Below are 21,330 nucleotides of genomic sequence, written 5' to 3'. Positions count from 1 at the left end.
ACATGAAAGAGCGTTGCTCCCCATGGCGTCTTCGCTGTTTTGCTCCATATCTCTAGAGATTTCTCTAGCGCTGGCGCGGCTCCGGAGCAGGCGAATGCCGACGGAGCAATAAGACGAGTGCTCTTCTCGGCTTATTGCGGGAGGCAAGGTGCGCCAAACGAAGATGGCGCCTCCTTTGCGACGAGCAGGGCGCAGGAGCATAATCTTTGCACTGTCCAAAGCGCCGAAGCGGTGTAAACAAACTAATTATTTATTTTAGTTAAATATATATCTAGAAGAAACACAAAATAGTAAAAGGAAATTGAGGTGACGGCGATGTTTGATCGCTTGCAAGCTGTTGAAGATCGATACGACCGTTTGAATGAATTATTAAGTGATCCTGAAATTGTCCAGGACACCAACAAACTGCGTGACTATTCCAAAGAACAATCCGACCTTCAGGAAACGGTTGAAGCTTACCGCGAATACAAAGACCTGACAGCACAATTGGCTGAAGCAAAGGCAATGTTCGATGATAAAATGGACGCGGACATGCGCGAGATGGTCAAAGAGGAAGTCAACGAACTGGAAGGAAAAGTGGAAGCAATTGAAGAACGCCTCCATGTTTTATTGATCCCGAAAGATCCGAACGACGATAAGAACGTCATCATGGAAGTACGGGGGGCAGCAGGTGGAGACGAAGCGGCATTGTTTGCCGGAGATCTTTACCGCATGTATACCCGTTTCGCAGAATCGAAGGGCTGGAAAGTGACCGTTATGGATTCATCTGCTACGGGCCTTGGCGGCTTCAAGGAAATTGTTTTCATGATTTCCGGAAAAGGTGCATACTCCAAGATGAAATTCGAAAATGGCGCGCACCGCGTACAGCGTGTTCCGGAGACGGAATCCGGCGGACGCATCCATACTTCGACTGCAACAGTGGCTTGTTTGCCGGAAGTCGAAGAAGTGGAAGTTGAAATCCATGATAACGATATCCGTGTGGACACGTATGCTTCGTCCGGTGCAGGTGGACAGTCGGTCAATACGACGATGTCAGCTGTCCGGTTGACGCATATTCCGACAAATACTGTCGTGACCTGCCAGGACGAAAAGTCACAGATCAAGAACAAAGCGAGTGCCATGAAAGTTCTCCGTGCCCGCGTCTACGATAAATTCCAGCAGGAAGCCCAGGCGGAATACGATGCTGTCCGAAAATCGGCAGTTGGGACAGGGGACCGTTCAGAACGAATCCGGACGTATAATTATCCGCAGAACCGGGTTACAGATCACCGCATCGGTTTAACGATCCAGAAACTGGACCAGATTCTTCAAGGCAAGATGGATGAATTGATCGACGCGCTGACTGTGGAAGAACAATCAGCCAGAATGGAAAGCTTAAACAATGCGTAGTACAGAGAAAATTTTTGAGGCCCTTAACCGGGCTTCTTCTTATTTACGGGACAATGGCCGCGAGGAAGCAGCCGCTGGCATTCTGCTTCGGCATGTGCTGGGGCTCAGTCAGGCCAGCCTTCTGGCATCAATGCGCGATGAAATGGCGGAAAGTGACAAAGTTGAGTTTTGGAAGCTGATCGAACAGCACGCCAAAGGCACGCCTGTACAGCATCTGACGGGCTTTGAAGAATTTTACGGACGACGTTTCTCGGTAAACCCGGATGTGCTCATACCACGGCCGGAAACGGAAGAGCTGATTGAAGAGGCAGTGAATCTGATCCGCCAGCACATACCGAACGGGTCACCGAGCATCGCGGACATTGGGACTGGGAGCGGAATCATTGCTGTAACCTTGAAAAGTGAAATTCCTTCCGCTAAAATCACCGCGACCGACATTTCGCAGGCGGCACTGGCTACAGCGGAAAAGAATGCGCAAGAGCTCGGAGCTGAAATCGATTTTAAGCTTGGCGACCTGCTGGAGCCTTTGCAGGGGGAGAAATGGGATGTTATCCTGTCAAACCCGCCTTACATCGCCCATTCCGAAGCTGTATCCATGTGTGACAGTGTAAAAGATTTTGAACCGCATTCGGCTCTATTCGCCAATCAGGAGGGACTCGCTCTATATACTGAAATGATGGCAGACCTTCCCGGTTTGCTCAATAAACCCGGAATCGTCGGCTTTGAAATTGGCTATCGACAGGGAGAAGCTGTGGAAAAGATGCTGAAAAACACTTTTCCCCATGCCAAAACCTATGTTAAAAAAGATATCAACAAAAATGACCGGATGGTTTTCAGTATTATCACCTGACTTGTGCACAATATGGGTATAATAACTGTAATGTTATACACAAATGTGGACAATATTTCAGAAACCTGAGGAAATGGGAGTTGCTGATATGAATACCGAAGTAATATTTGTGGACAAAAATGTGAATAAAGAAGAAACTTATACACAGGCTGTGGATATCATTCGAAAAGGCGGCATAATCGCTTTTCCAACCGAAACGGTTTACGGGTTGGGCGCGGATGCCACAAATGCCGAAGCAGTTGAGAAGATATTCGAAGCAAAAGGCCGGCCGGCAGATAACCCTTTGATCGTGCATGTGGACTCAAAGGGAGCGGCGTTGGGCTGTGTGGAAGAGGTTTCGGAAAATGCCGAAAAGCTGATGGATGCGTTTTGGCCGGGCGCTTTGACCTTGATCATGAAGTCAAAGCCGCATCTTTTTGCGCAAAATGTGACAGCAAACCTTAAAACGGTCGGTATCCGTGTTCCGAATCATCCGGTCGCGCTCAATTTGCTGAAGCGCGTCAAAATGCCGATTGCAGCTCCGAGTGCCAATACGAGCGGCAAGCCGAGTCCAACTCTGGCGGAGCATGTTTATCATGATATGGAGGACAAGGTTCCGTTGATTCTGGACGGCGGGCCGACGAAAATCGGCATCGAATCCACAGTGCTCGACATGACAAGCGAACCGCCGGTGATTCTGCGGCCGGGTAATGTGACGAAAGAGCAGATTGAAAATGTAATCGGGACAGTCCGATTGTCGGCGGAGGTTTTGGGGAATGGACCGAAATCGCCCGGCATGAAATACACTCATTATGCGCCGGAGGCACCGGTTTATTTGATAGAGGATGACAGCAAGCTTATCAAAAAAGCAATTGAATACATTCAGGGGAAAGGCAAGAAGATTGCCGTATTGAGCAGTGCCGAATACCCGGAAGCGGATTATCATTTTCCGTTGAGTCCGGAAACCTTATATACCAGCCTGCGCAAATGCGACATGACAGATGCCGATCTTATATTGGCGGCCGTACCCGTCCATCGGGATGACAATGATTTCATGATGAACCGGTTGGAAAAAGCTGCTGACCATAAATGGTTCAGCTGACAAATTTGGAAAGCGGGTGAGGTGATGAGAATTGTTTTTGTGTGCACAGGAAATACCTGCCGGAGCCCAATGGCGGAAGCGATTCTGGCCTCGAAAAAGTTGCCGGGCATTGAAGTCCGGTCAGCCGGAGTTTTTGCCGGCAGTGCACCGATTTCTAAAAATGCCGGTGCCGTCCTGGAAGAGGAAGGAATCCCGTTCGATCATATTTCCAAGCAGCTTTTGCAGGAAGATCTTGAATGGGCAGATATCATTTTAACGATGACCGTCTCCCATAAGCAGCTTGTCCGCCAACAGCATCCGCATGTTTCGGAAAGACTGTTTACGTTGAAGGAATACGTAGCGGGCCATGCGGCCGACGTCAGCGATCCTTACGGCGGTCCCTATTCGGTCTATCAGGAGACTTTCCTGGAATTGCGTGAACTGATTGACAGGCTTGAAGAAAAATTGAACCAGCAAAAGTGAAACATTTGGCCATTCGTTGACAGACGGATGGTTTTTCATATGAAGAAAATCTTATATGAGAGCAAATGGAATTTATCCGAAAGACACACTTCTTTGTATAAAGAAGTAACTTGAACTAAAAATGCAAAATTCTGCTACTAACCTCGAAAAGACCCCAGTTTTTATTGCATTCTCGCCGTTTATAGGATTTTTCACATAAAGATGTTAAAATGGTACCAAAGTGAAAAAGCGGAAGACGGCTTTTTGCACTAACTGAAAAGAAAAGAGGGCTTTTAATGAAAATCGCTATTTCTTCAGATCACGGCGGCAACACTCTCCGCAAGGAAATCGTCAACCTTTTAAACGAAATGGGTATGGAATATAAAGATTACGGCCCGCATACAGACGACTCTGTGGATTATCCGGATTATGCGACTCCGGTAGCCGAAGCAGTGATAAAAGCGGAAGCGGATCGCGGAATATTGATTTGTGGAACAGGTATCGGCATGTCAATCGCAGCCAATAAGATAAAAGGGATCCGCTGTGCACTGGTGCATGACGTATTCAGTGCCAAAGCGACAAGAGGCCACAACGATTCCAATATCCTCGCGATGGGTGAACGTGTAGTGGGGCCGGGATTGGCGCGTGAAATCGCCAGAACCTGGCTGACTGAGGAATTTGAAGGCGGACGCCACGATAAACGGATTCAAAAAATCACAAACTTAGAAAAATAAGGAGTGGTCGGCATGCAAACTTTATGGCAACTGCAGCTTGAGGAAACTTTGGGTGAACTGGAACAGGCAATCGAGTTCAGGAAAGGCCAGGTTTTTGTGGTCGGCTGTTCCACTTCGGAAGTGGTCGGACAGCATATTGGCACAGGCGGCGGCTTGGATATTGCCGAAAGCTTGTATGAACCGTTGCAGAAATTTGCTGAACGCCATAAGATTTTTCTGGCCTTCCAGGGCTGTGAACATATCAACCGCGCTTTGACAGTCGAACGCCATGCAGCTGAAAAATATGGATGGGAGCCGGTGGCAGTCATCCCGGTCCCGAAAGCCGGTGGATCGATGAGCGCTTATGCTTTCAGCAATATGAACGATCCGGTGGTTGTTGAAGAGGTCCGGGCACATGCCGGGATCGATATCGGCCAGACAATGATCGGTATGCACTTAAAAAGAGTCGCCGTTCCGGTGCGGACATCTGTTAAACTAATAGGAGATGCGATTGTTTCTGCGGCTACAACCCGGCCCAAATTGATCGGCGGGTCCCGTGCAAGTTATGATCGTGACATTGTTCAATTACAGGAGGGAAATCAGGATGGAATTGATTAAAGCGCAGGACCAGGCAGTATACGAAGCGATGAACGCGGAAAAAGAACGCCAGGAAGCGAATATTGAACTGATTGCATCAGAAAACTTTGTCTCTCAGGCCGTTATGGACGCGCAGGGCTCTGTGTTGACGAATAAATACGCTGAAGGCTACCCGGGAAAACGCTATTACGGGGGTTGTGAATTCGTAGATGTGGTGGAAAATATTGCCAGAGATCGCCTGAAAGAGATTTTCGGCGCAGACCATGCCAATGTTCAGCCGCATTCCGGTTCACAGGCGAACATGGCGGTTTATACAGCTTTTCTTGAAAAAGGCGATACGGTTCTTGGGATGAACCTGAACCATGGCGGCCATTTGACACACGGCAGCAAAGTGAATTTCAGCGGAATGCAATATGATTTCCAGGAATATGGTGTGGATGAAGAAACCCAATTGGTCGATTACGATAAAGTGCGTGAAGCCGCTTTGGAACATAAACCGAAAATGATCGTAGCGGGTGCAAGCGCTTATTCACGTACGCTTGATTTTGCGAAATTCCGTGAAATCGCTGACGAAGTTGGAGCTTATCTGATGGTGGACATGGCGCATATCGCGGGCCTTGTCGCAACAGGCGCCCACCCGAGCCCAGTACCCCATGCGCATTTTGTGACTTCGACAACGCACAAGACGCTCCGTGGACCGCGCGGCGGACTGATTCTTTGCAAAGAAGAGTTTGCGAAAAAAATTGACAAGACGATTTTCCCGGGCATCCAGGGCGGTCCGCTTATGCATGTAATCGCTTCAAAAGCGGTGGCATTCGGTGAAGCACAGCAGCCGGCATACAAAGAATACATCGACCAGGTCGTCAAAAATGCAAAAGCATTGGCAGCTGCATTGATGGACGAAGGCGTCGACATCGTTTCAAAAGGCACGGACAATCACCTCATGCTGATTGATCTCCGCTCATTGAACCTGACGGGCAAAGTGGCTGAAAAAGTCCTTGATGAAGTCGGGATCACGACCAACAAAAACACTATACCTTTTGATCCGGAAAGCCCGTTTGTGACTTCAGGCATCCGCCTGGGAACTCCAGCGGTCACTTCGCGCGGTTTCAAAGAAGCGGAAATGAAGGAAATCGCTTCGATTATTGCGATGCTCCTGAAAGCTCCGGAAGATGAAACAGTGAAGAAAGAAGCGGCCCTTCGCACAGCGAAATTAACAGCCGGCTTCCCGTTATATAAATAATGGAATGCAGCTGCTGTCAAGAAAAGGCGGAGCTGCATTTTTCTCCCCATAGAATATAGAAAGAAGGGGTGCTGGATGCAGAACAGTAAAATGGAAAAAGAAAAATACATAATCATTGACTGGCTCAGCCGTCTTGGCATGGAATTCCAGACCGGCTTCGTCGTCATAAATTCTCAGTTGGATGACCAGCCGATTCTTTACGCCAATCAGGCATTTTTTGATATGACAGGTTTTTCCGAAAACGATGTTATTGGGAGGAATGGCCGATTTTTGCATGGAACAAAAACAAACTGGACAGTAAGTCAGAAAATCCGCGAATGCGCAAAATCGGATCAGGCCGAGACATTTGAAATCGTTAATTATCATAAGAATGCTAACCCTTTCTGGAATGAGATAACCGTCCAGCCGATCAGTGTAGATGACGGGAAACACAAATTTACGCTGATGCTGATGAAAAACATTACGGACCGTAAAAGGGAAGAAGCGCTGATTCAGCTTCAGCAGGAGGCATATACTGGAATCGAAAAAGGCTATATGCTCAGCTCGTTGCTGGAAAATGTCTGCCAGATCATCGAATCGTTTTTCAAGGATGGAACCACCTGTACGATACTGTTTATAGATCAACACAACAAGTTTCGTGATATAGCAGGCAAGTCCATGCCAAAAAATTTCAGGGAATTTATCGATGGCAAGGCCGCAGAGCCGGGAACAGGTTCATGCGGTGCAGCTTATCACAGCGGCCGGACTGTCATTGTGGAAGATATTCTGCAGGATGAATTGTGGAAGGATTATCGGGACATGGCTAAGGAATACGGATTCAGATCCAGCTGGTCCGTGCCTTTTCTTGATAAAGACGGCAATACGATCGGCACATTGGGAATATATTTTCCTTCGGTAAGTGTGCCGGAAGTCCAGGACTATAATTTCCTGGAAAGAATCGCGCCTACAATTTCATTGACAGTGAAATATTCGCGGCAGCAGGAAGAAATGCTGAAACTTGCTTATACGGACCGGACAACCGGCCTGCGCAACCGGAACTATTTCATGATTGAACTGGAATCGTTGCTTGAAGAGAACAAGGAAGGGCTGGTCGCTTTTTTCTCAGTTGACGAATATGTCAAAGTTGTTGATCAATACGGACATCGTGCCGGAGATCAGCTGATTCAGGAAATCGGGAAACGATTCAGCCTGGCCAATTCATCGGGGAAAGCACTTATTGCACGTTTTTCCGATTCAACTTTGGCCCTTGTCCGCCTAATGCCGTTGGATGGCATTCCGGAATATCTTGAAGAGCTGGCAAAATTGCTTGCTGAACCGATTACCGTCCGGGATCTGGAAATTTTCCTGTCACTGAAAACCGGTGTTTCCATTATTACGGCAATGCAGGAAGATGTGGAGGAGCTTATACGCTACGCCGACAGTGCATTGTCGAAAGCGAAGCTGCGGGCCGGCGAATCCATCTGCTATTATGAAAATGAGCATGACGAGATCATGATGCGGAATCTGCGTATAGCCAACGAATTGGCTGCGGCGCTGCGCCGTGAGGAGATTAAAATTCATCTGCAGCCGAAAGTGGACATGCGGTCCGGCAAAGTGCTGAGCTTTGAAGCGTTGGCCCGTTGGAATTCTCCGGAACTCGGCAATATTGCCCCGGATGTTTTTATACCTGCAGCGGAAAAGAACGGCAAAATCAGAGTCCTTGAACAGAATGTATTGAAGCAAGTGATGGAATGGCTGCAAATGCGCCAGGAACAGGGACTGGAGCTGTACCAGGTTGCCGTCAATGTTTCAGCGGATCATTTCTTCCATCATTCATTCGTGCCGAACCTGGCCGATATGACAGCGGAATACAAGCTCGACAGCAAACTGATTCAGCTCGAAATTACAGAACGCATCGGCTTTGTCGATATCGAAGCCGCCCGAAAAATTTTCAAACAGTTGACCAAATACGGCTTTACCAGTTCCGTCGACGATTTCGGTACCGGTTATTCCTCCTTGAGCTACCTGCAGAAGCTGCCGGTCAGTGAAATCAAAATCGACCGCTCGTTCATCTCCAAGATGCACGAACCGGATACGCTGGCGATTGTCCGCACAATTATCCAATTGGCGGAAAACCTGGACCTGCTTGCTGTGGCAGAAGGCGTGGAAACGGAAGAACAGAAACAGCAGCTGCTGGCTCTTGGGTGCCATGTCGGCCAGGGGTATTATTTTTACCGGCCTATGCCGCTTGAAGATGCGAATCTTTTGTGAACCGGAGCAGCTGCTCCGGTTTTTTATTTGGATGAATTTCGTTGGGAGTCCTTTATTGCTGGGCGAAGAGGTGCGGGAAAAAGAAGAAATCGATTCCGTCGCTTAACTTTCTGAAAAGTCGCAATGCTTATGGAGAAGCTCCGAGGCCTTTAATTTCTGTTATACTATTGAAGATAATGTGGAAAAAGGAGAGATACGCCGTGGGAAAAGTATATGTTTTTGATCACCCGCTTATTCAGCATAAACTGACGTACATTCGTGATAAATCGACCGGAACGAAAGAGTTCCGCGAATTGGTAGATGAAATAGCTACATTGATGGCTTTTGAAATAACACGGGACCTTCCTTTGCAGGAAATTGATGTGGAAACACCGGTCCAGGTTGCGAAAGCAAATGTGCTGGCCGGGAAAAAAATGGCTATTGTGCCGATTCTGCGCGCAGGAATTGGAATGGTCGATGGAATTTTGAAATTGATTCCGGCAGCGAAAGTCGGCCATATCGGCCTTTACCGTGATCCCGAAACGCTGATGCCGGTTGAGTATTATTTCAAAATGCCGTCTGATGTCCAGGAACGCGAATTGATTGTTGTCGATCCGATGCTTGCTACCGGCGGTTCAGCAATCGAAGCTGTAAATTCACTGAAGAAACGCGGAGCGGTGAAAATCCGTTTCATGTGTATCATCGCAGCACCGGAAGGCGTGGAAGCGTTGCAGGAAGCGCATCCGGACGTGGATATCTACATCGCGGCGCTTGATGAAAAACTAAACGACCACGGCTACATCGTTCCAGGTCTTGGAGACGCTGGCGACCGTTTGTTCGGAACAAAATAAAGAAAAGCGAAGGCAAGAGATGGCCCAGGGTTTATGGGCCCATCTCTTTGCGACGAAGCAGCGCAGCGATGCAACGGTTTTTCATGTCTCGAAGCTAGCACAGCGATGCAGAGACAGGAGCAGCCTTTAGCCCTGCAGCAGCTTATGACCCGAGGAGCTGGGCCGCTGGAGTCTGGACAATAGAAAAGCGAAGGCGCCCGTTAAGCTCCGAAAGGCATAAGATGAACTTCCGAAGCGGCGCCTTTTGCCGCACAGGAAGGGCAGCTTATGACCCGAGGAGCTGGGCCGCTGGAGTCTGGACACCGCAACACTTTTTATAAAAATTATATTTTCCTATCCATAAATAAAGCGAGGCTGATCCTGTTGACGAAGAAATTGAAAGTGATGACTATTTTCGGTACACGGCCTGAAGCGATTAAAATGGCGCCGCTCGTATTGGAGCTTCAAAAACATCCGGAAACGATTGAACCGCTTGTAACCGTGACAGCCCAGCATCGTGAAATGCTGGACCAGGTTCTTGAAACGTTCAAAATCACGCCGGATTTCGATCTGAATATCATGAAATCGCGTCAAACGCTTGAAGAAGTTACTACACGCGCTTTGGAAGGTCTCGGCAGAGTGATGAAAGAAGCGAAACCGGATATCGTGCTTGTACACGGCGATACGACAACGACTTTCGTCGCGAGTCTGGCCGCATTCTACAACCAGATTGCTGTCGGCCATGTGGAAGCCGGACTTCGCACACACAATAAATTCTCGCCATATCCGGAAGAGATGAACCGCCAATTGACAGGTGTCATTGCAGACCTTCATTTTGCGCCGACAGAAAAATCAGCGCAGAATCTGCTGGCCGAGAACAAAAAGGAAGAAACAGTCTATATCACAGGCAATACCGCGATAGACGCCTTGCAGACAACGGTGAAAGAGACGTATACACACCCGATTCTCGAAAAGATCGGCAGTGACCGCATGATCCTGTTGACTGCCCATCGCCGCGAAAATCTCGGCCAGCCGATGCGCAACATGTTCCGCGCCATCAAACGCCTGATCGAAGAGCACGACGACATCCAGGTGGTTTATCCGGTTCACATGAATCCGGCTGTACGGGAAGTCGCGGATGAAGTGCTTGGCCGCGACCCGCGCATCCACTTGATCGAACCGCTTGAAGTTTTGGATTTCCACAACTTTGCTGCACGTTCTTTCATTATATTGACGGATTCAGGAGGCATTCAGGAAGAAGCGCCGTCGCTCGGCAAACCCGTTCTCGTGCTTCGCGATACGACGGAACGTCCGGAAGGCATCGATGCCGGCACCTTGAAGCTTGCCGGAACTGATGAAGAAACAATTTATGGACTGGCGAAAGAGTTGTTGACAGACGAGACAGCTTACAAAGCGATGTCCCGTGCTTCGAACCCTTATGGTGACGGCAAGGCCTCGGCTCGTATTGTGGAAGCATTGCTTCATCATTACAGTACGAAATAAATTATATTAGTAGTACTAATAATCTGAAGTAACCGATATTCCGCAAAACAGCAAAGAGTTGCTCTCGCAAGCTTCGATCAACTCTTCGCTGTTTTGCTCCATATCTGGAAATGGACCCCAGCGAAGGAGCGCGGCCGGACGGAGCGGAGCAATAAGACGAGTGTTCTTCTCGGCTTATTGCGGGAGCCTAGTCCAAAGCGACGAAGCGGCATATTTATGTGGATTTTTTAAACTCGATTCATTTAGTTCTGAATTTTTGTCCACAATATGTCGGGCCAATTTTGCTTGTGATGTTTTTCACTTCTAGCAATTGACATGATTTTACCCCTATTGTATGCTTACAAAGGGTATGCATGAGAAGGTTTTTTTACATAATTTTTTATGGTAAAAGCCTGATGCGACTGCTCTTTTTTAGGGGTAAAATGTCAAATCAACGAATTTCGAGGGGATTATCATGCACCCGAAAAAAAGTCCCTTGCAAGCGATGGCAATTTACAGCGCCATCCTTTCACAACTTGTCGGGTCCGTACTCATCGGTGCGTTCACAGGTATGTGGCTCGACGAAGAGTTCGGAACCGCCCCGCTTTTTCTGATCATCTGCCTTTTCGCAGGCATCAGTGCTGGCGTCTGGGCAATGCTTCAGACCGTCCGAAAATTCGAATCAGGAGACAGATAAAAAATGGATGGACTCAGGGAGATTTTCACAAGACTGAAAAGGATAATCATTTTTATCCTCGCAATATTCGTGCTGGGCTGGGGTTTCACTCCGTACCAGGATATCTTTGCGGGTCTGATCATCGGAACTTTGTTCGGCATTTATAATATGTGGATACTGGTTCGGCGAATGGACAAATTTGACCGGGCGGTGGCTGAAGGCTCGAAATTTCGTTCCCTTGGAACGGCATTACGGTTTGCATCAGGTGTTGCAGCTGTAGCGTTAGCGATTTTATTCGCAGAGCACATTCACTTGGTCAGTACGGTAATAGGATTGATGATTCCGTATATCCTCCTTTTGACGGAACGGATCATCTATCACGTGAAACACCATTAAGAACATGGAAAGAGAGGTGAAACTATCGTGGATCATGGAGCTCCAATGTGGCAAGATCCGCTGTTCGGTCTATGGTTTAACTTATCCAACGTCATGATGCTTCTTGTAGCCGCTCTTGTCGTGTTCCTTATCGCATTCATTTCGACACGGAACCTGAATTTAAAACCGACCGGAATGCAAAACTTCATGGAATGGATCATGGACTTCGTGAAGGGTATCATTAAAAGCAATATGGACTGGAAAGATGGCGGTCGATTCCATGTTCTTGGAATTACGCTGATCATGTTCATTTTCGTTTCGAACATGCTGGGTCTTCCGTTTGCAATTGTTGTCCAGGGAGATCTTTGGTGGAAGTCACCAACGGCAGATGCAACAGTAACCATGACGCTAGCGGCAACGGTTATAATATTAAGCCATTATTACGGGCTGAAGCTTAAGGGAGTTAAAGGATATACACGTGGCTATTTGCAACCGATGCCATTTTTAGCCCCGCTTAAAGTGATTGAAGAATTCGCAAATACGTTGACACTCGGTCTGCGTCTTTACGGAAATATCTATGCGGGTGAAATCCTGATCGCACTCTTGGCAGGGGCCGCAACAGCCGGTTTCTTGGGATATGTCGCAGCATTCTTGCCATTTATGGCATGGCTCGGTTTCTCAATCTTCATCGGAACAATTCAAGCGTTTATCTTTGTTATGTTAACGATGGTTTATCTATCGCATAAAGTCAGCGACGACCATTGAGTATAAAAACGCCCATATCGGGCAAAGAAAATAAAAAAACAATCATCCTGAGGAGGACAATTTAAAATGGGTTTATTAGCAGCAGCAATAGCAGTAGGATTAGCAGCACTAGGTGCAGGTATCGGTAACGGACTTATCGTTTCAAAAACAGTTGAAGGTATCGCCCGCCAGCCAGAAGCACGCGGCGTTCTTCAAACAACAATGTTCATCGGTGTAGCTTTGGTCGAGGCAGTTCCGATCATCGCCGTAGTTATCGCGTTCATCGTTATGAACCAGTAGTATTTAGAAAAGCGAAGGCGCCCGCTAAGCTCTGAAAGGCATAAGACATACCAGCGAAGCGGCGAAAGCCGCGCAGCTGGGCTGGCTTATGACCCGAGGAGTTGGCCGTTGGAGTCTGGACAGCAACATAACTCAGACATTAAAGCTAAATGGCGAGAATGCTCCGGCATGTTTTTCGCCATTTACGCTTGTATGAATCATTTTTTGACGACTGAAAAATCATCTTAATGCAAGTAAAGATCTTACTATAGAAGAAATGTATTTTAGGCTCTTGAAGGGAGTGAAACAATCGTGTTTTTTGATCACCTCGCACTCGGCGCAACCGGGGAATTTTTAAATATAGGGGATATTTTAGTAACATTATCGACTTTCCTTGTACTTATGTTCTTGCTGAAGAAATTCGCATGGGGACCTTTGATGGGCGTAATGCAGCAGCGTGAAGACTTGATCGCAAGTGAAATCGAAACTGCAGAAAACAGCCGTCTGGAATCCAAAAAAATGCTTGATGAACAGCGCAGCCTTCTGAAAGACGCGCGTACACAGGCACAGGAAATCGTTGAAAATGCCAAAAAGCAAGGCGAAGTTTCTCGTGAGGAAATTATCACGACGGCACGCGCTGAATCTGGACGCATGAAAGAAGCGGCAGTTCTTGAAATTGCCAACGAAAGAGACAAAGCTATTTCGGCAGTTCGTCAAGAAGTTGTGGCATTGTCATTGCTTGCAGCTACGAAAGTGCTTGAAAAAGAAATCTCTGAGGAAGACAACCGCCAGTTGATTAACGAAACGATTGCGAAGGCAGGCGAAGTGCAATGAGTCAAGCTGCAGAACGCTATGCCTTAGCATTGTTCCAAACGGCGCAAAAACATCAGGTAACTGCTGAAGTCGAAGAGGATCTGCGCGAAGTGAAAAAAGTTTTCGCCATGACCCCTGAACTTTATCAGCTGATGATTTCTCCGAAACTATCATCTGAAAAACGAATCAATCTTATCAACGAATTGTTTAAACAAGGCAATCAATATGTAATCAACACGATTCAATTGATTGCTGAACGTAAACGTTTGGATGAAATAGGGGAATTGGTGGATGCTTACATCGCCCTTTCCAATGAGGCACAAGGAATCCAGGATGCGAAAGTTTACTCGACCCGTCCGTTGACGGAAGAGGAACGCGCTTCGATTTCAACTGTGTTTTCACAAAAAGTAGGAAAACAGGCATTGCGAATTGAAAACATCATCGATCCATCGTTACTCGGCGGATTGCGTCTTCAAATCGGAAACCGCATCTACGACAGCAGCGTCAGCACGAAACTGGCTCGCCTGCAGCGTCAATTGATCGGTTAATAAATGAAATTATGAGAGGGTGACATACATGAGCATCAAAGCTGAAGAAATCAGCGGTCTGATTAAAGCGCAGATTGAAAATTACCAATCAGAGATGAAAGTTGACGACGTCGGTACCGTAATCACAGTTGGTGATGGTATCGCTCGCGCTCATGGCCTCGACAACGTCATGGCTGGAGAACTTGTTGAGTTCTCTACTGGTGTATTGGGTATGGCACAAAACTTGGAAGCCAATAATGTTGGTATCATCATCCTTGGGCCATTCACTGACATCAAAGAAGGCGATGAAGTGCGTCGTACGGGCCGCATTATGGAAGTACCGGTAGGACATGAACTTATCGGACGTGTAGTAAATCCGCTTGGACAGCCTGTTGACGGCTTAGGCCCGATCAACACAACGAAATCCCGTCCAATCGAAAGCCCTGCACAAGGGGTTATGGCACGTAAATCAGTTCACGAACCTCTTCAAACTGGTATCAAAGCGATTGACGCCTTAGTGCCAATCGGCCGCGGACAGCGCGAATTGATCATCGGTGACCGCCAGACTGGTAAAACAGCTGTCGCGATCGATACAATTTTGAACCAGGCTGACCAGGATATGATCTGTATCTATGTTGCAATCGGACAAAAAGAATCGACTGTACGTAACGTAGTTGAAACTTTCCGTAAAAATGGCGCTTTGGACTACACAATCGTCGTGACGGCATCAGCTTCACAGCCATCACCATTATTGTACCTTGCTCCTTACGCTGGTATCACAATGGCCGAAGAATTCATGTTCGAAGGCAAACACGTTCTTATCGTCTATGATGATTTGACTAAACAGGCATCAGCATATCGCGAACTTTCACTATTGCTTCGTCGTCCACCAGGCCGTGAAGCTTATCCGGGTGACGTTTTCTACTTGCACTCACGCCTTCTTGAGCGTGCTGCGAAATTGAACGATTCACTTGGCGGAGGTTCAATCACAGCGTTGCCGTTCGTTGAAACGCAAGCTGGCGATATTTCTTCATATATTCCAACAAACGTAATCTCGATCACTGATGGACAGATTTTCCTTCAGTCAGATCTATTCTTCGCGGGTGTACGCCCAGCGATCAACGCCGGTCTTTCTGTATCACGTGTTGGTGGTTCAGCTCAGATCAAAGCGATGAAAAAAGTTGCGGGTACATTGCGCCTTGACTTGGCTGCGTTCCGTGAATTGGAGTCATTCTCTCAATTCGGTTCTGACCTTGACGCTGCGACAGCCGCTAAGCTTGAGCGCGGTAAGCGCACAGTCGAAGTTCTGAAACAGGACTTGAACAGCCCGATCAAAGTTGAGAAACAGGTTGTAATCTTCTACGCATTGACTAAAGGATTCCTTGATGACATTGCGCTTCAGGATATTTCCCGTTTCGAAGCTGAATTGACCAGCTGGTTGGATTCGAACCACACAGAAATTTTGGAAACTATCCGCACTACGAAAGGTTTGCCTTCTGACGAAGCATTTGGCGCGGCAATCAACGATTTCAAACGCACATTCGCAAAATCAGAGTAAACGTTTCAGCTGGATCAGAAGAAAAAATATTAAGGTGGTGAAATACCAGTGGCATCTTTACGCGATATAAAAAACCGAATTACGTCAACAAAGAAAACAAGCCAGATTACAAGAGCCATGCAGATGGTTTCCGCTTCCAAATTGAACCGTGCCGAGGTGAACGCGCGAGCGTTCGTACCGTACATGGAGAAAATTCAGGACGTTGTAGCTTCCATAGCTGCCGGATCGAATGACGCAACCCATCCGATGATGACAACTCGCCCTGTGAAGAAAACCGCATACCTTGTAATCACATCTGACCGTGGGTTGGTTGGCGGATACAACAGTAACATCTTGCGTACTGTGAGCAATAAAATCCGTGAACGCCATACATCAAATGATGAATTTGTTATCCTGAGCATTGGCCGTAAAGGTCGGGATTTCTTTGCCAAACAGGGAATGACCATTCTGGAGAGCACGATCGCTCTTCCGGATCATCCAACATTCGCTGATATCAAAGAAATTACGCGCAAAGCTGTTGGTATGTTCTCAGAAGGTGCATATGACGAAGTTTATATGTACTATAATCACTTTGTCTCAGCTATTCAGCAGGAAGTCACTGAAACGAAGGTTCTGCCATTGACGGATATCAAGCCGACCGGAGCGACTTCGTCTTACGAATTCGATCCATCTGCTGAAGCCATCCTGGAAGTTCTTCTTCCACAATACGCAGAAAGCCTGATTTTCGGTGCTGTTCTTGACGGCAAAGCAAGTGAACATGCGGCTTCAATGACAGCAATGAAGAGCGCGACCGACAATGCGTCTGATTTGATCGACGGATTGACACTTTCATACAACCGTGCCCGCCAGGCAGCAATCACTCAGGAAATCTCTGAAATCGTCGGCGGAGCAGCGGCTCAAGAATAGAAAAGCGACAGCGCCCGTTAAGCTCTGAAAGGCATAAGGCGAATCAGCGAAGTGGCGTTCTGTGCCACGCAGCTGAGTTGACTTATGACCCGAAGAGCTGGGCCGCTGGAGTCTGGACATCGAATAGAAAAGTTAATATATCGCTTCGGCGCTTTGGACAAGGCTCCCGCAATAAGCCGAGAAAACCACTCGTCTTATTGCTTCGCCCAGTCCGGAGGCGCGCCGGCGCTAAGAAATAGCTTAGATATGTAGCAAAACAGCGAAGACGCCCAGGGGAGCAGAAACGCAGTTGGCTTTCCAACTGTGTTTCGAGCGAAGTGTTGAGATCCACTCGGGCGAAGTGTAACGAGCACGAGTTAGCTCAGCACGAGGCCCCAGGCAAGCGAAGCTGTTTTGCGGAATATCGGATTATGAAGAAATTTTCTTAATTAGTATAGAAGATAAATCTTCAATAAAAGTAAGACAGGAGGGAATAGCATGAACACAGGACACGTTCTTCAAGTTATGGGTCCGGTTGTAGACATCAAGTTTTCCGATGGCAATCTTCCAGAAATCTACAACGCCCTAACTGTAAATATTGATCGTCCCGGTCAGGCACAAGTTACTTTGACTTTGGAAGTAGCATTGCACCTTGGCGACGATACTGTTCGTACGATCGCAATGGAATCCACTGATGGATTGCAGCGTGGATCGGTTGTAACCAATTTGGGCAGCGCTATTACTGTTCCAGTTGGAGAAGTAACACTGGGCCGCGTATTTAACGTGCTCGGTGAAGTAATCGACTTGGGTGAAGAAATTCCGGCTGCACAGGCCCGTAACCCGATTCACCGTGAAGCCCCTACATTTGAACATCTTTCAACAGAAGTTCAAATTCTTGAAACGGGTATCAAAGTTGTTGACCTGCTTGCCCCTTACATTAAAGGTGGTAAAATCGGTCTCTTCGGTGGTGCCGGTGTAGGTAAAACAGTTCTTATCCAGGAATTGATCAACAACATCGCTCAAGAGCACGGTGGTCTTTCTGTATTCGCCGGTGTTGGTGAGCGTACACGTGAAGGAAACGACTTATTCCACGAGATGAGCGAATCCGGTGTTATCAAGAAAACTGCAATGGTCTTCGGCCAGATGAACGAGCCGCCTGGTGCACGTATGCGTGTTGCTTTGTCCGCTTTGACAATGGCTGAATATTTCCGTGACGAACAAGGCGCGGATGTACTTCTGTTCATCGATAATATCTATCGTTACACGCAAGCAGGTTCTGAGGTATCAGCACTTCTGGGCCGCATGCCATCTGCCGTTGGTTACCAGCCGACACTTGCTACAGAAATGGGCCAATTGCAGGAACGTATTACGACGACAAGCACAGGTTCTGTTACTTCAATTCAAGCGATTTACGTTCCAGCCGATGACTATACGGATCCGGCTCCGGCAACAACTTTCGCCCACTTGGATGCAACAACCAACCTTGAGCGTAAGCTTTCTGAAATGGGTATCTACCCAGCGGTGGATCCGCTTGCTTCAACTTCACGCGCATTGTCACCTGAAATCGTGGGAGAAGAGCATTACGGAGTTTCCCGTCAGGTTCAGGAAACGCTTCAGCGCTACCGCGAACTTCAGGATATCATTGCAATCCTTGGTATGGATGAATTGAGTGACGAGGACAAGCTTACGGTTAACCGTGCGCGCCGCATTCAGAACTTCCTATCCCAGAACTTCCACGTGGCAGAGCAGTTCACAGGACAAAAAGGTTCTTACGTGCCGGTTCAAGAAACGATCAAAGGATTCCAGCAAATCCTTGCCGGTAAATATGATCACTTGCCTGAGGATGCTTTCCGTTTGGTTGGTCGCATTGAAGATGTAATCGCCAAAGCCAAAGGCATGGGCGTAGAAGTCTAAAATCAGGGACCAGGAGGGAAAAAAATGAAGACCATTACAGTCAATATTGTCACTCCCGACGGCCCGGTATACGATTCAGAAGTCTCTATGGTAATAGCGGTTACAGCATCCGGTGAAATGGGCGTCCTGCCCGGCCACATCCCGACAGTAGCACCTCTTGGAATCGGCGCAGTCCGATTAAAGACAGAAAACTCGACGGAATTGGTTGCTGTAAGCGGCGGATTCCTTGAAATTCGTCCTGAAAAAGTAACGATTCTTGCTCAATCTGCAGAACGTGCGACTGATATCGATGTCGCTCGTGCTCAAGAATCAGCTAAACGTGCAGAAGCGTTACTACAGGCGAAAAAAGATGAAGTCGACTTCAAGCGGGCTGAGCTTGCTTTGAAGCGTGCGATGAATCGTATCAACGTTTATGAGGGTAACGTATAAAAGCGACAGCACCCGTTAAGCTCTGACAGGCATAAGACGCTTTGGCGAAGCGGCATCTTTTCAGCCGCACAGCCGAAGTGGCTTGTGACCCGAAGAGCTGGGTCGCTGGAGTCTGGACATAGGTTAGCGACAGAACAGTGGAAAGCGGACAAAAGTTATCCTAACTTTTGTTCGCTTTTTCTTTAATTTATATATAATTCACTAGAAAGGAAGGTTTATATGGAAATGATGATCGGTCAACAGGCATTAATCTCCATCTTTAGCCACATATTTTTTACGGGTGTAGCTTTTTATGCGCTGCGGGCGATGACTTTTGAAAATTGGATCAGAAAAAACCATGTCCTGCAGGCACAAATTCTGTATATATTTCTCAGCATTGCTTTAGGGACGAGCGTTTCAACCTTTTTCCTGAACATATCTTCCTGGTCCCGCCAATTGCCCTATCTCTTTTGAGGTTTGGCAATTCACCGTGTTTCCACTGGGTGGAATCAGGGCGAATTGCCAAACCTTAGCTATTTCCCGGGAAATAAATTTCAAAACCATGTTTATTTTCCTATATACGGGGAAAATATTCACTGTAATCAAATTGTAATATTAAGTCTGAGTCGACGGACACAAAGCAGGAAGATATTACGAATAATATAAACGAACAATTTATTTTTTATAAAAATAAGCTTCCAGATGCTTGTTATTATAATAAATAACGGGTATTATAGGTAAGGTTTTGTTTCTAAACTATGACATTGGACTTTTATCGTTTTATATACAGTTTGCATTTATTTACATATCATTTTATACATGGAGGGCATATCAGTGGAACAGATCATTGTAAGAGGCGGTAACAAACTAAACGGAAAAGTAAGAGTGGAAGGTGCCAAGAACGCAGTACTTCCTGTCCTGGCCGGAGCATTGCTTGCTGGTTCAGGAAAAAGCATCATCAGGGAAGTTCCGCATTTGGCAGATGTTTATACAATTCAGGAGGTTCTTAAGAGCCTGAACGTAAACATTGAATACTTTCCCGAAAAGAACGAAATGCATATCGATTCATCGGCAACTTTGTCAAGCGAAGCTCAGTTTGAATACGTGAGAAAAATGAGAGCTTCCATTTTGGTTATGGGACCGCTTCTTGCACGCAATGGCTTTGCACGGGTGGCTCTTCCAGGCGGCTGCGCAATCGGTTCACGTCCAATCGAACTTCACCTCAAAGGATTCGAAGCGATGGGCGCAAAAATCACGTTCGGCAATGGATTTGTTGAAGCGAATGTTAACGGAAGATTGCGTGGAGCAAAAATTTACCTGGATTTCCCGAGTGTGGGAGCGACAGAAAACATCATGACAGCTGCTGCACTGGCAGATGGTGTGACAACCATCGAAAATGCTGCAAAAGAACCTGAAATCGTCGATTTGGCTACTTACATCAACGAAATGGGCGGCAAAGTGATCGGTGCCGGTACGGATACGATACGCATCGAGGGCGTCGAAGAAATGAATGGCGCTGTTCACTACATCATTCCGGATCGGGTTGAAGCCGGTACCTTTATGGTCGCCGCTGCTATTACGGAAGGTGACATCACGATTGAAAATGCTGTACCTGAACACATGGCAGCACTGATCTCCAAACTTGGAGAAATGGGCGTGAGAATCGAGGAGACGGCTGAAGGACTTCGCATTCAGGCAAGCCGGCCGCTTCGCTCAATTGATATCAAAACAATGCCGCACCCAGGGTTCCCTACAGATATGCAATCACAGATGATGTCATTGATGCTGACGGCTAAAGGCAATGGGATTTTGACTGAAACGGTTTTCGAAAATCGCTTTATGCACGTGGAAGAGTTCCGCCGCATGAATGCTTCAGTTAAAATCGAAGGGCGTTCCGTTATCATGGAAGGCTCATCCAAATTGCAGGGCGCAGAAGTAGCAGCTACGGATTTACGTGCTGCAGCTGCATTGATTCTTGCAGGACTGGCTGCTGAAGGAATTACCCGCGTTAATGAGCTGTATCACCTGGATCGTGGATACGTTGACTTTCATAAGAAATTGGCATCGCTTGGCGCAGATATCGAACGCGTCATGACAGAAGAATCACCGGTCATGGAAGAACAGACGGTCTAATTATATATTCATCTATTATTTAAGCCCGGAAGCAAATATGCTTCCGGGCTTTTTAAGTTAGCGGACTGTCCAATATTTCCCGGGAAATCAGAGTGCAGCGGTTGTAGGAATAGTTGCAGGTAATATAGTAATATCGAATATTTAAATTTTTTCAACATAACAT

General features: G+C 47.2%; 22 protein-coding genes. All 22 read left to right on the top strand.

Features of this window, described 5'->3' with window-relative positions:
• The first annotated feature begins 315 nt into the window (after positions 1-315).
• The 22 genes from prfA (at position 316) to murA (ending at position 21,167) form a co-directional block, all read left to right on the top strand.
• The gene (gene prfA / locus DIJ65_RS01405; RefSeq protein WP_117300189.1) at positions 316-1,389 is read left to right on the top strand and encodes a peptide chain release factor 1; all 1,074 of its coding nucleotides are present in this window, start codon (positions 316-318) and stop codon (positions 1,387-1,389) included.
• A complete protein-coding gene (gene prmC, locus DIJ65_RS01400; RefSeq protein WP_117300187.1) occupies positions 1,382-2,239 on the top strand; it encodes a peptide chain release factor N(5)-glutamine methyltransferase in 858 nt (285 codons plus the stop codon). The genes prfA and prmC overlap by 8 nt, the downstream gene beginning before the upstream one ends.
• An 88-nt stretch (positions 2,240-2,327) precedes the next feature.
• A complete protein-coding gene (locus DIJ65_RS01395) occupies positions 2,328-3,320 on the top strand; it encodes an L-threonylcarbamoyladenylate synthase (RefSeq protein WP_117300185.1) in 993 nt (330 codons plus the stop codon).
• A 24-nt stretch (positions 3,321-3,344) separates the two neighbouring features.
• Positions 3,345-3,782, top strand: coding sequence for a low molecular weight protein arginine phosphatase (locus tag DIJ65_RS01390; protein WP_117300183.1), 438 nt, complete (start codon positions 3,345-3,347; stop codon positions 3,780-3,782).
• Between the two features lie 275 nt (positions 3,783-4,057).
• Positions 4,058-4,495, top strand: coding sequence for a ribose 5-phosphate isomerase B (rpiB, locus tag DIJ65_RS01385; RefSeq protein WP_117300181.1), 438 nt, complete (start codon positions 4,058-4,060; stop codon positions 4,493-4,495).
• Positions 4,496-4,507: 12 nt separating this feature from the next.
• Positions 4,508-5,092: a TIGR01440 family protein gene (locus DIJ65_RS01380; RefSeq protein ID WP_117300179.1), complete on the top strand. Its 585-nt coding sequence runs from the start codon at positions 4,508-4,510 to the stop codon at positions 5,090-5,092.
• The gene (locus tag DIJ65_RS01375) at positions 5,079-6,314 is read left to right on the top strand and encodes a serine hydroxymethyltransferase (RefSeq protein ID WP_117300177.1); all 1,236 of its coding nucleotides are present in this window, start codon (positions 5,079-5,081) and stop codon (positions 6,312-6,314) included. Before DIJ65_RS01380 ends, DIJ65_RS01375 begins: the two co-directional genes overlap by 14 nt.
• A gap of 75 nt (positions 6,315-6,389) precedes the next feature.
• Positions 6,390-8,564 carry a bifunctional diguanylate cyclase/phosphodiesterase gene (locus DIJ65_RS01370; RefSeq protein ID WP_117300175.1) on the top strand — a complete coding sequence of 725 codons (2,175 nt, stop codon included), beginning with the start codon at positions 6,390-6,392 and terminating at the stop codon, positions 8,562-8,564.
• A 200-nt stretch (positions 8,565-8,764) separates the two neighbouring features.
• Positions 8,765-9,394, top strand: a complete 630-nt coding sequence (gene upp / locus DIJ65_RS01365; RefSeq protein ID WP_117300173.1) for a uracil phosphoribosyltransferase — start codon at positions 8,765-8,767, stop codon at positions 9,392-9,394.
• A 363-nt stretch (positions 9,395-9,757) separates the two neighbouring features.
• Positions 9,758-10,876, top strand: a complete 1,119-nt coding sequence (gene wecB / locus DIJ65_RS01360) for a non-hydrolyzing UDP-N-acetylglucosamine 2-epimerase (protein ID WP_117300240.1) — start codon at positions 9,758-9,760, stop codon at positions 10,874-10,876.
• Between the two features lie 454 nt (positions 10,877-11,330).
• Complete coding sequence (locus tag DIJ65_RS01355; RefSeq protein WP_117300171.1) at positions 11,331-11,552, top strand: AtpZ/AtpI family protein; 222 nt, start codon at positions 11,331-11,333, stop codon at positions 11,550-11,552.
• A gap of 3 nt (positions 11,553-11,555) precedes the next feature.
• Positions 11,556-11,927: an ATP synthase subunit I gene (locus tag DIJ65_RS01350; protein ID WP_117300169.1), complete on the top strand. Its 372-nt coding sequence runs from the start codon at positions 11,556-11,558 to the stop codon at positions 11,925-11,927.
• 27 nt (positions 11,928-11,954) lie between these two features.
• Positions 11,955-12,671 carry a F0F1 ATP synthase subunit A gene (gene atpB / locus DIJ65_RS01345; RefSeq protein WP_117300167.1) on the top strand — a complete coding sequence of 239 codons (717 nt, stop codon included), beginning with the start codon at positions 11,955-11,957 and terminating at the stop codon, positions 12,669-12,671.
• A gap of 66 nt (positions 12,672-12,737) precedes the next feature.
• The gene (atpE, locus tag DIJ65_RS01340) at positions 12,738-12,950 is read left to right on the top strand and encodes a F0F1 ATP synthase subunit C (protein WP_117300165.1); all 213 of its coding nucleotides are present in this window, start codon (positions 12,738-12,740) and stop codon (positions 12,948-12,950) included.
• Positions 12,951-13,241: 291 nt separating this feature from the next.
• Positions 13,242-13,763: a F0F1 ATP synthase subunit B gene (gene atpF, locus DIJ65_RS01335; RefSeq protein WP_117300163.1), complete on the top strand. Its 522-nt coding sequence runs from the start codon at positions 13,242-13,244 to the stop codon at positions 13,761-13,763.
• A complete protein-coding gene (locus DIJ65_RS01330) occupies positions 13,760-14,290 on the top strand; it encodes a F0F1 ATP synthase subunit delta (RefSeq protein WP_117300161.1) in 531 nt (176 codons plus the stop codon). The genes atpF and DIJ65_RS01330 overlap by 4 nt, the downstream gene beginning before the upstream one ends.
• 28 nt (positions 14,291-14,318) lie before the next feature.
• The gene (gene atpA / locus DIJ65_RS01325) at positions 14,319-15,827 is read left to right on the top strand and encodes a F0F1 ATP synthase subunit alpha (protein ID WP_117300159.1); all 1,509 of its coding nucleotides are present in this window, start codon (positions 14,319-14,321) and stop codon (positions 15,825-15,827) included.
• A gap of 48 nt (positions 15,828-15,875) precedes the next feature.
• A complete protein-coding gene (gene atpG / locus DIJ65_RS01320) occupies positions 15,876-16,733 on the top strand; it encodes an ATP synthase F1 subunit gamma (protein WP_117300157.1) in 858 nt (285 codons plus the stop codon).
• A gap of 477 nt (positions 16,734-17,210) precedes the next feature.
• The gene (gene atpD, locus DIJ65_RS01315) at positions 17,211-18,626 is read left to right on the top strand and encodes a F0F1 ATP synthase subunit beta (RefSeq protein WP_117300155.1); all 1,416 of its coding nucleotides are present in this window, start codon (positions 17,211-17,213) and stop codon (positions 18,624-18,626) included.
• Positions 18,627-18,650: 24 nt separating this feature from the next.
• Positions 18,651-19,055 carry a F0F1 ATP synthase subunit epsilon gene (locus DIJ65_RS01310; RefSeq protein ID WP_117300153.1) on the top strand — a complete coding sequence of 135 codons (405 nt, stop codon included), beginning with the start codon at positions 18,651-18,653 and terminating at the stop codon, positions 19,053-19,055.
• A 219-nt stretch (positions 19,056-19,274) separates the two neighbouring features.
• Positions 19,275-19,508, top strand: a complete 234-nt coding sequence (locus tag DIJ65_RS01305) for a DUF1146 family protein (protein WP_117300151.1) — start codon at positions 19,275-19,277, stop codon at positions 19,506-19,508.
• A 360-nt stretch (positions 19,509-19,868) separates the two neighbouring features.
• A complete protein-coding gene (gene murA, locus DIJ65_RS01300; RefSeq protein WP_117300149.1) occupies positions 19,869-21,167 on the top strand; it encodes a UDP-N-acetylglucosamine 1-carboxyvinyltransferase in 1,299 nt (432 codons plus the stop codon).
• Positions 21,168-21,330: the final 163 nt, after the last annotated feature.

The sequence above is a fragment of the Planococcus salinarum genome (assembly GCF_007004625.1).
GTDB lineage: Bacteria > Bacillota > Bacilli > Bacillales_A > Planococcaceae > Planococcus > Planococcus salinarum.
This window is presented reverse-complemented; position numbering and strand designations above follow the sequence as displayed.

Coding starts and splice junctions, on each gene's coding strand:
- prfA (WP_117300189.1), top strand. CDS start 316: ATGTTTGATCGCTTGCAAGCTGTTGAAGATCGATACGACCGTTTGAAT.
- prmC (WP_117300187.1), top strand. CDS start 1,382: ATGCGTAGTACAGAGAAAATTTTTGAGGCCCTTAACCGGGCTTCTTCT.
- DIJ65_RS01395 (WP_117300185.1), top strand. CDS start 2,328: ATGAATACCGAAGTAATATTTGTGGACAAAAATGTGAATAAAGAAGAA.
- DIJ65_RS01390 (WP_117300183.1), top strand. CDS start 3,345: ATGAGAATTGTTTTTGTGTGCACAGGAAATACCTGCCGGAGCCCAATG.
- rpiB (WP_117300181.1), top strand. CDS start 4,058: ATGAAAATCGCTATTTCTTCAGATCACGGCGGCAACACTCTCCGCAAG.
- DIJ65_RS01380 (WP_117300179.1), top strand. CDS start 4,508: ATGCAAACTTTATGGCAACTGCAGCTTGAGGAAACTTTGGGTGAACTG.
- DIJ65_RS01375 (WP_117300177.1), top strand. CDS start 5,079: ATGGAATTGATTAAAGCGCAGGACCAGGCAGTATACGAAGCGATGAAC.
- DIJ65_RS01370 (WP_117300175.1), top strand. CDS start 6,390: ATGCAGAACAGTAAAATGGAAAAAGAAAAATACATAATCATTGACTGG.
- DIJ65_RS01355 (WP_117300171.1), top strand. CDS start 11,331: ATGCACCCGAAAAAAAGTCCCTTGCAAGCGATGGCAATTTACAGCGCC.
- DIJ65_RS01350 (WP_117300169.1), top strand. CDS start 11,556: ATGGATGGACTCAGGGAGATTTTCACAAGACTGAAAAGGATAATCATT.
- atpE (WP_117300165.1), top strand. CDS start 12,738: ATGGGTTTATTAGCAGCAGCAATAGCAGTAGGATTAGCAGCACTAGGT.
- DIJ65_RS01330 (WP_117300161.1), top strand. CDS start 13,760: ATGAGTCAAGCTGCAGAACGCTATGCCTTAGCATTGTTCCAAACGGCG.
- atpA (WP_117300159.1), top strand. CDS start 14,319: ATGAGCATCAAAGCTGAAGAAATCAGCGGTCTGATTAAAGCGCAGATT.
- atpD (WP_117300155.1), top strand. CDS start 17,211: ATGAACACAGGACACGTTCTTCAAGTTATGGGTCCGGTTGTAGACATC.
- DIJ65_RS01310 (WP_117300153.1), top strand. CDS start 18,651: ATGAAGACCATTACAGTCAATATTGTCACTCCCGACGGCCCGGTATAC.
- DIJ65_RS01305 (WP_117300151.1), top strand. CDS start 19,275: ATGGAAATGATGATCGGTCAACAGGCATTAATCTCCATCTTTAGCCAC.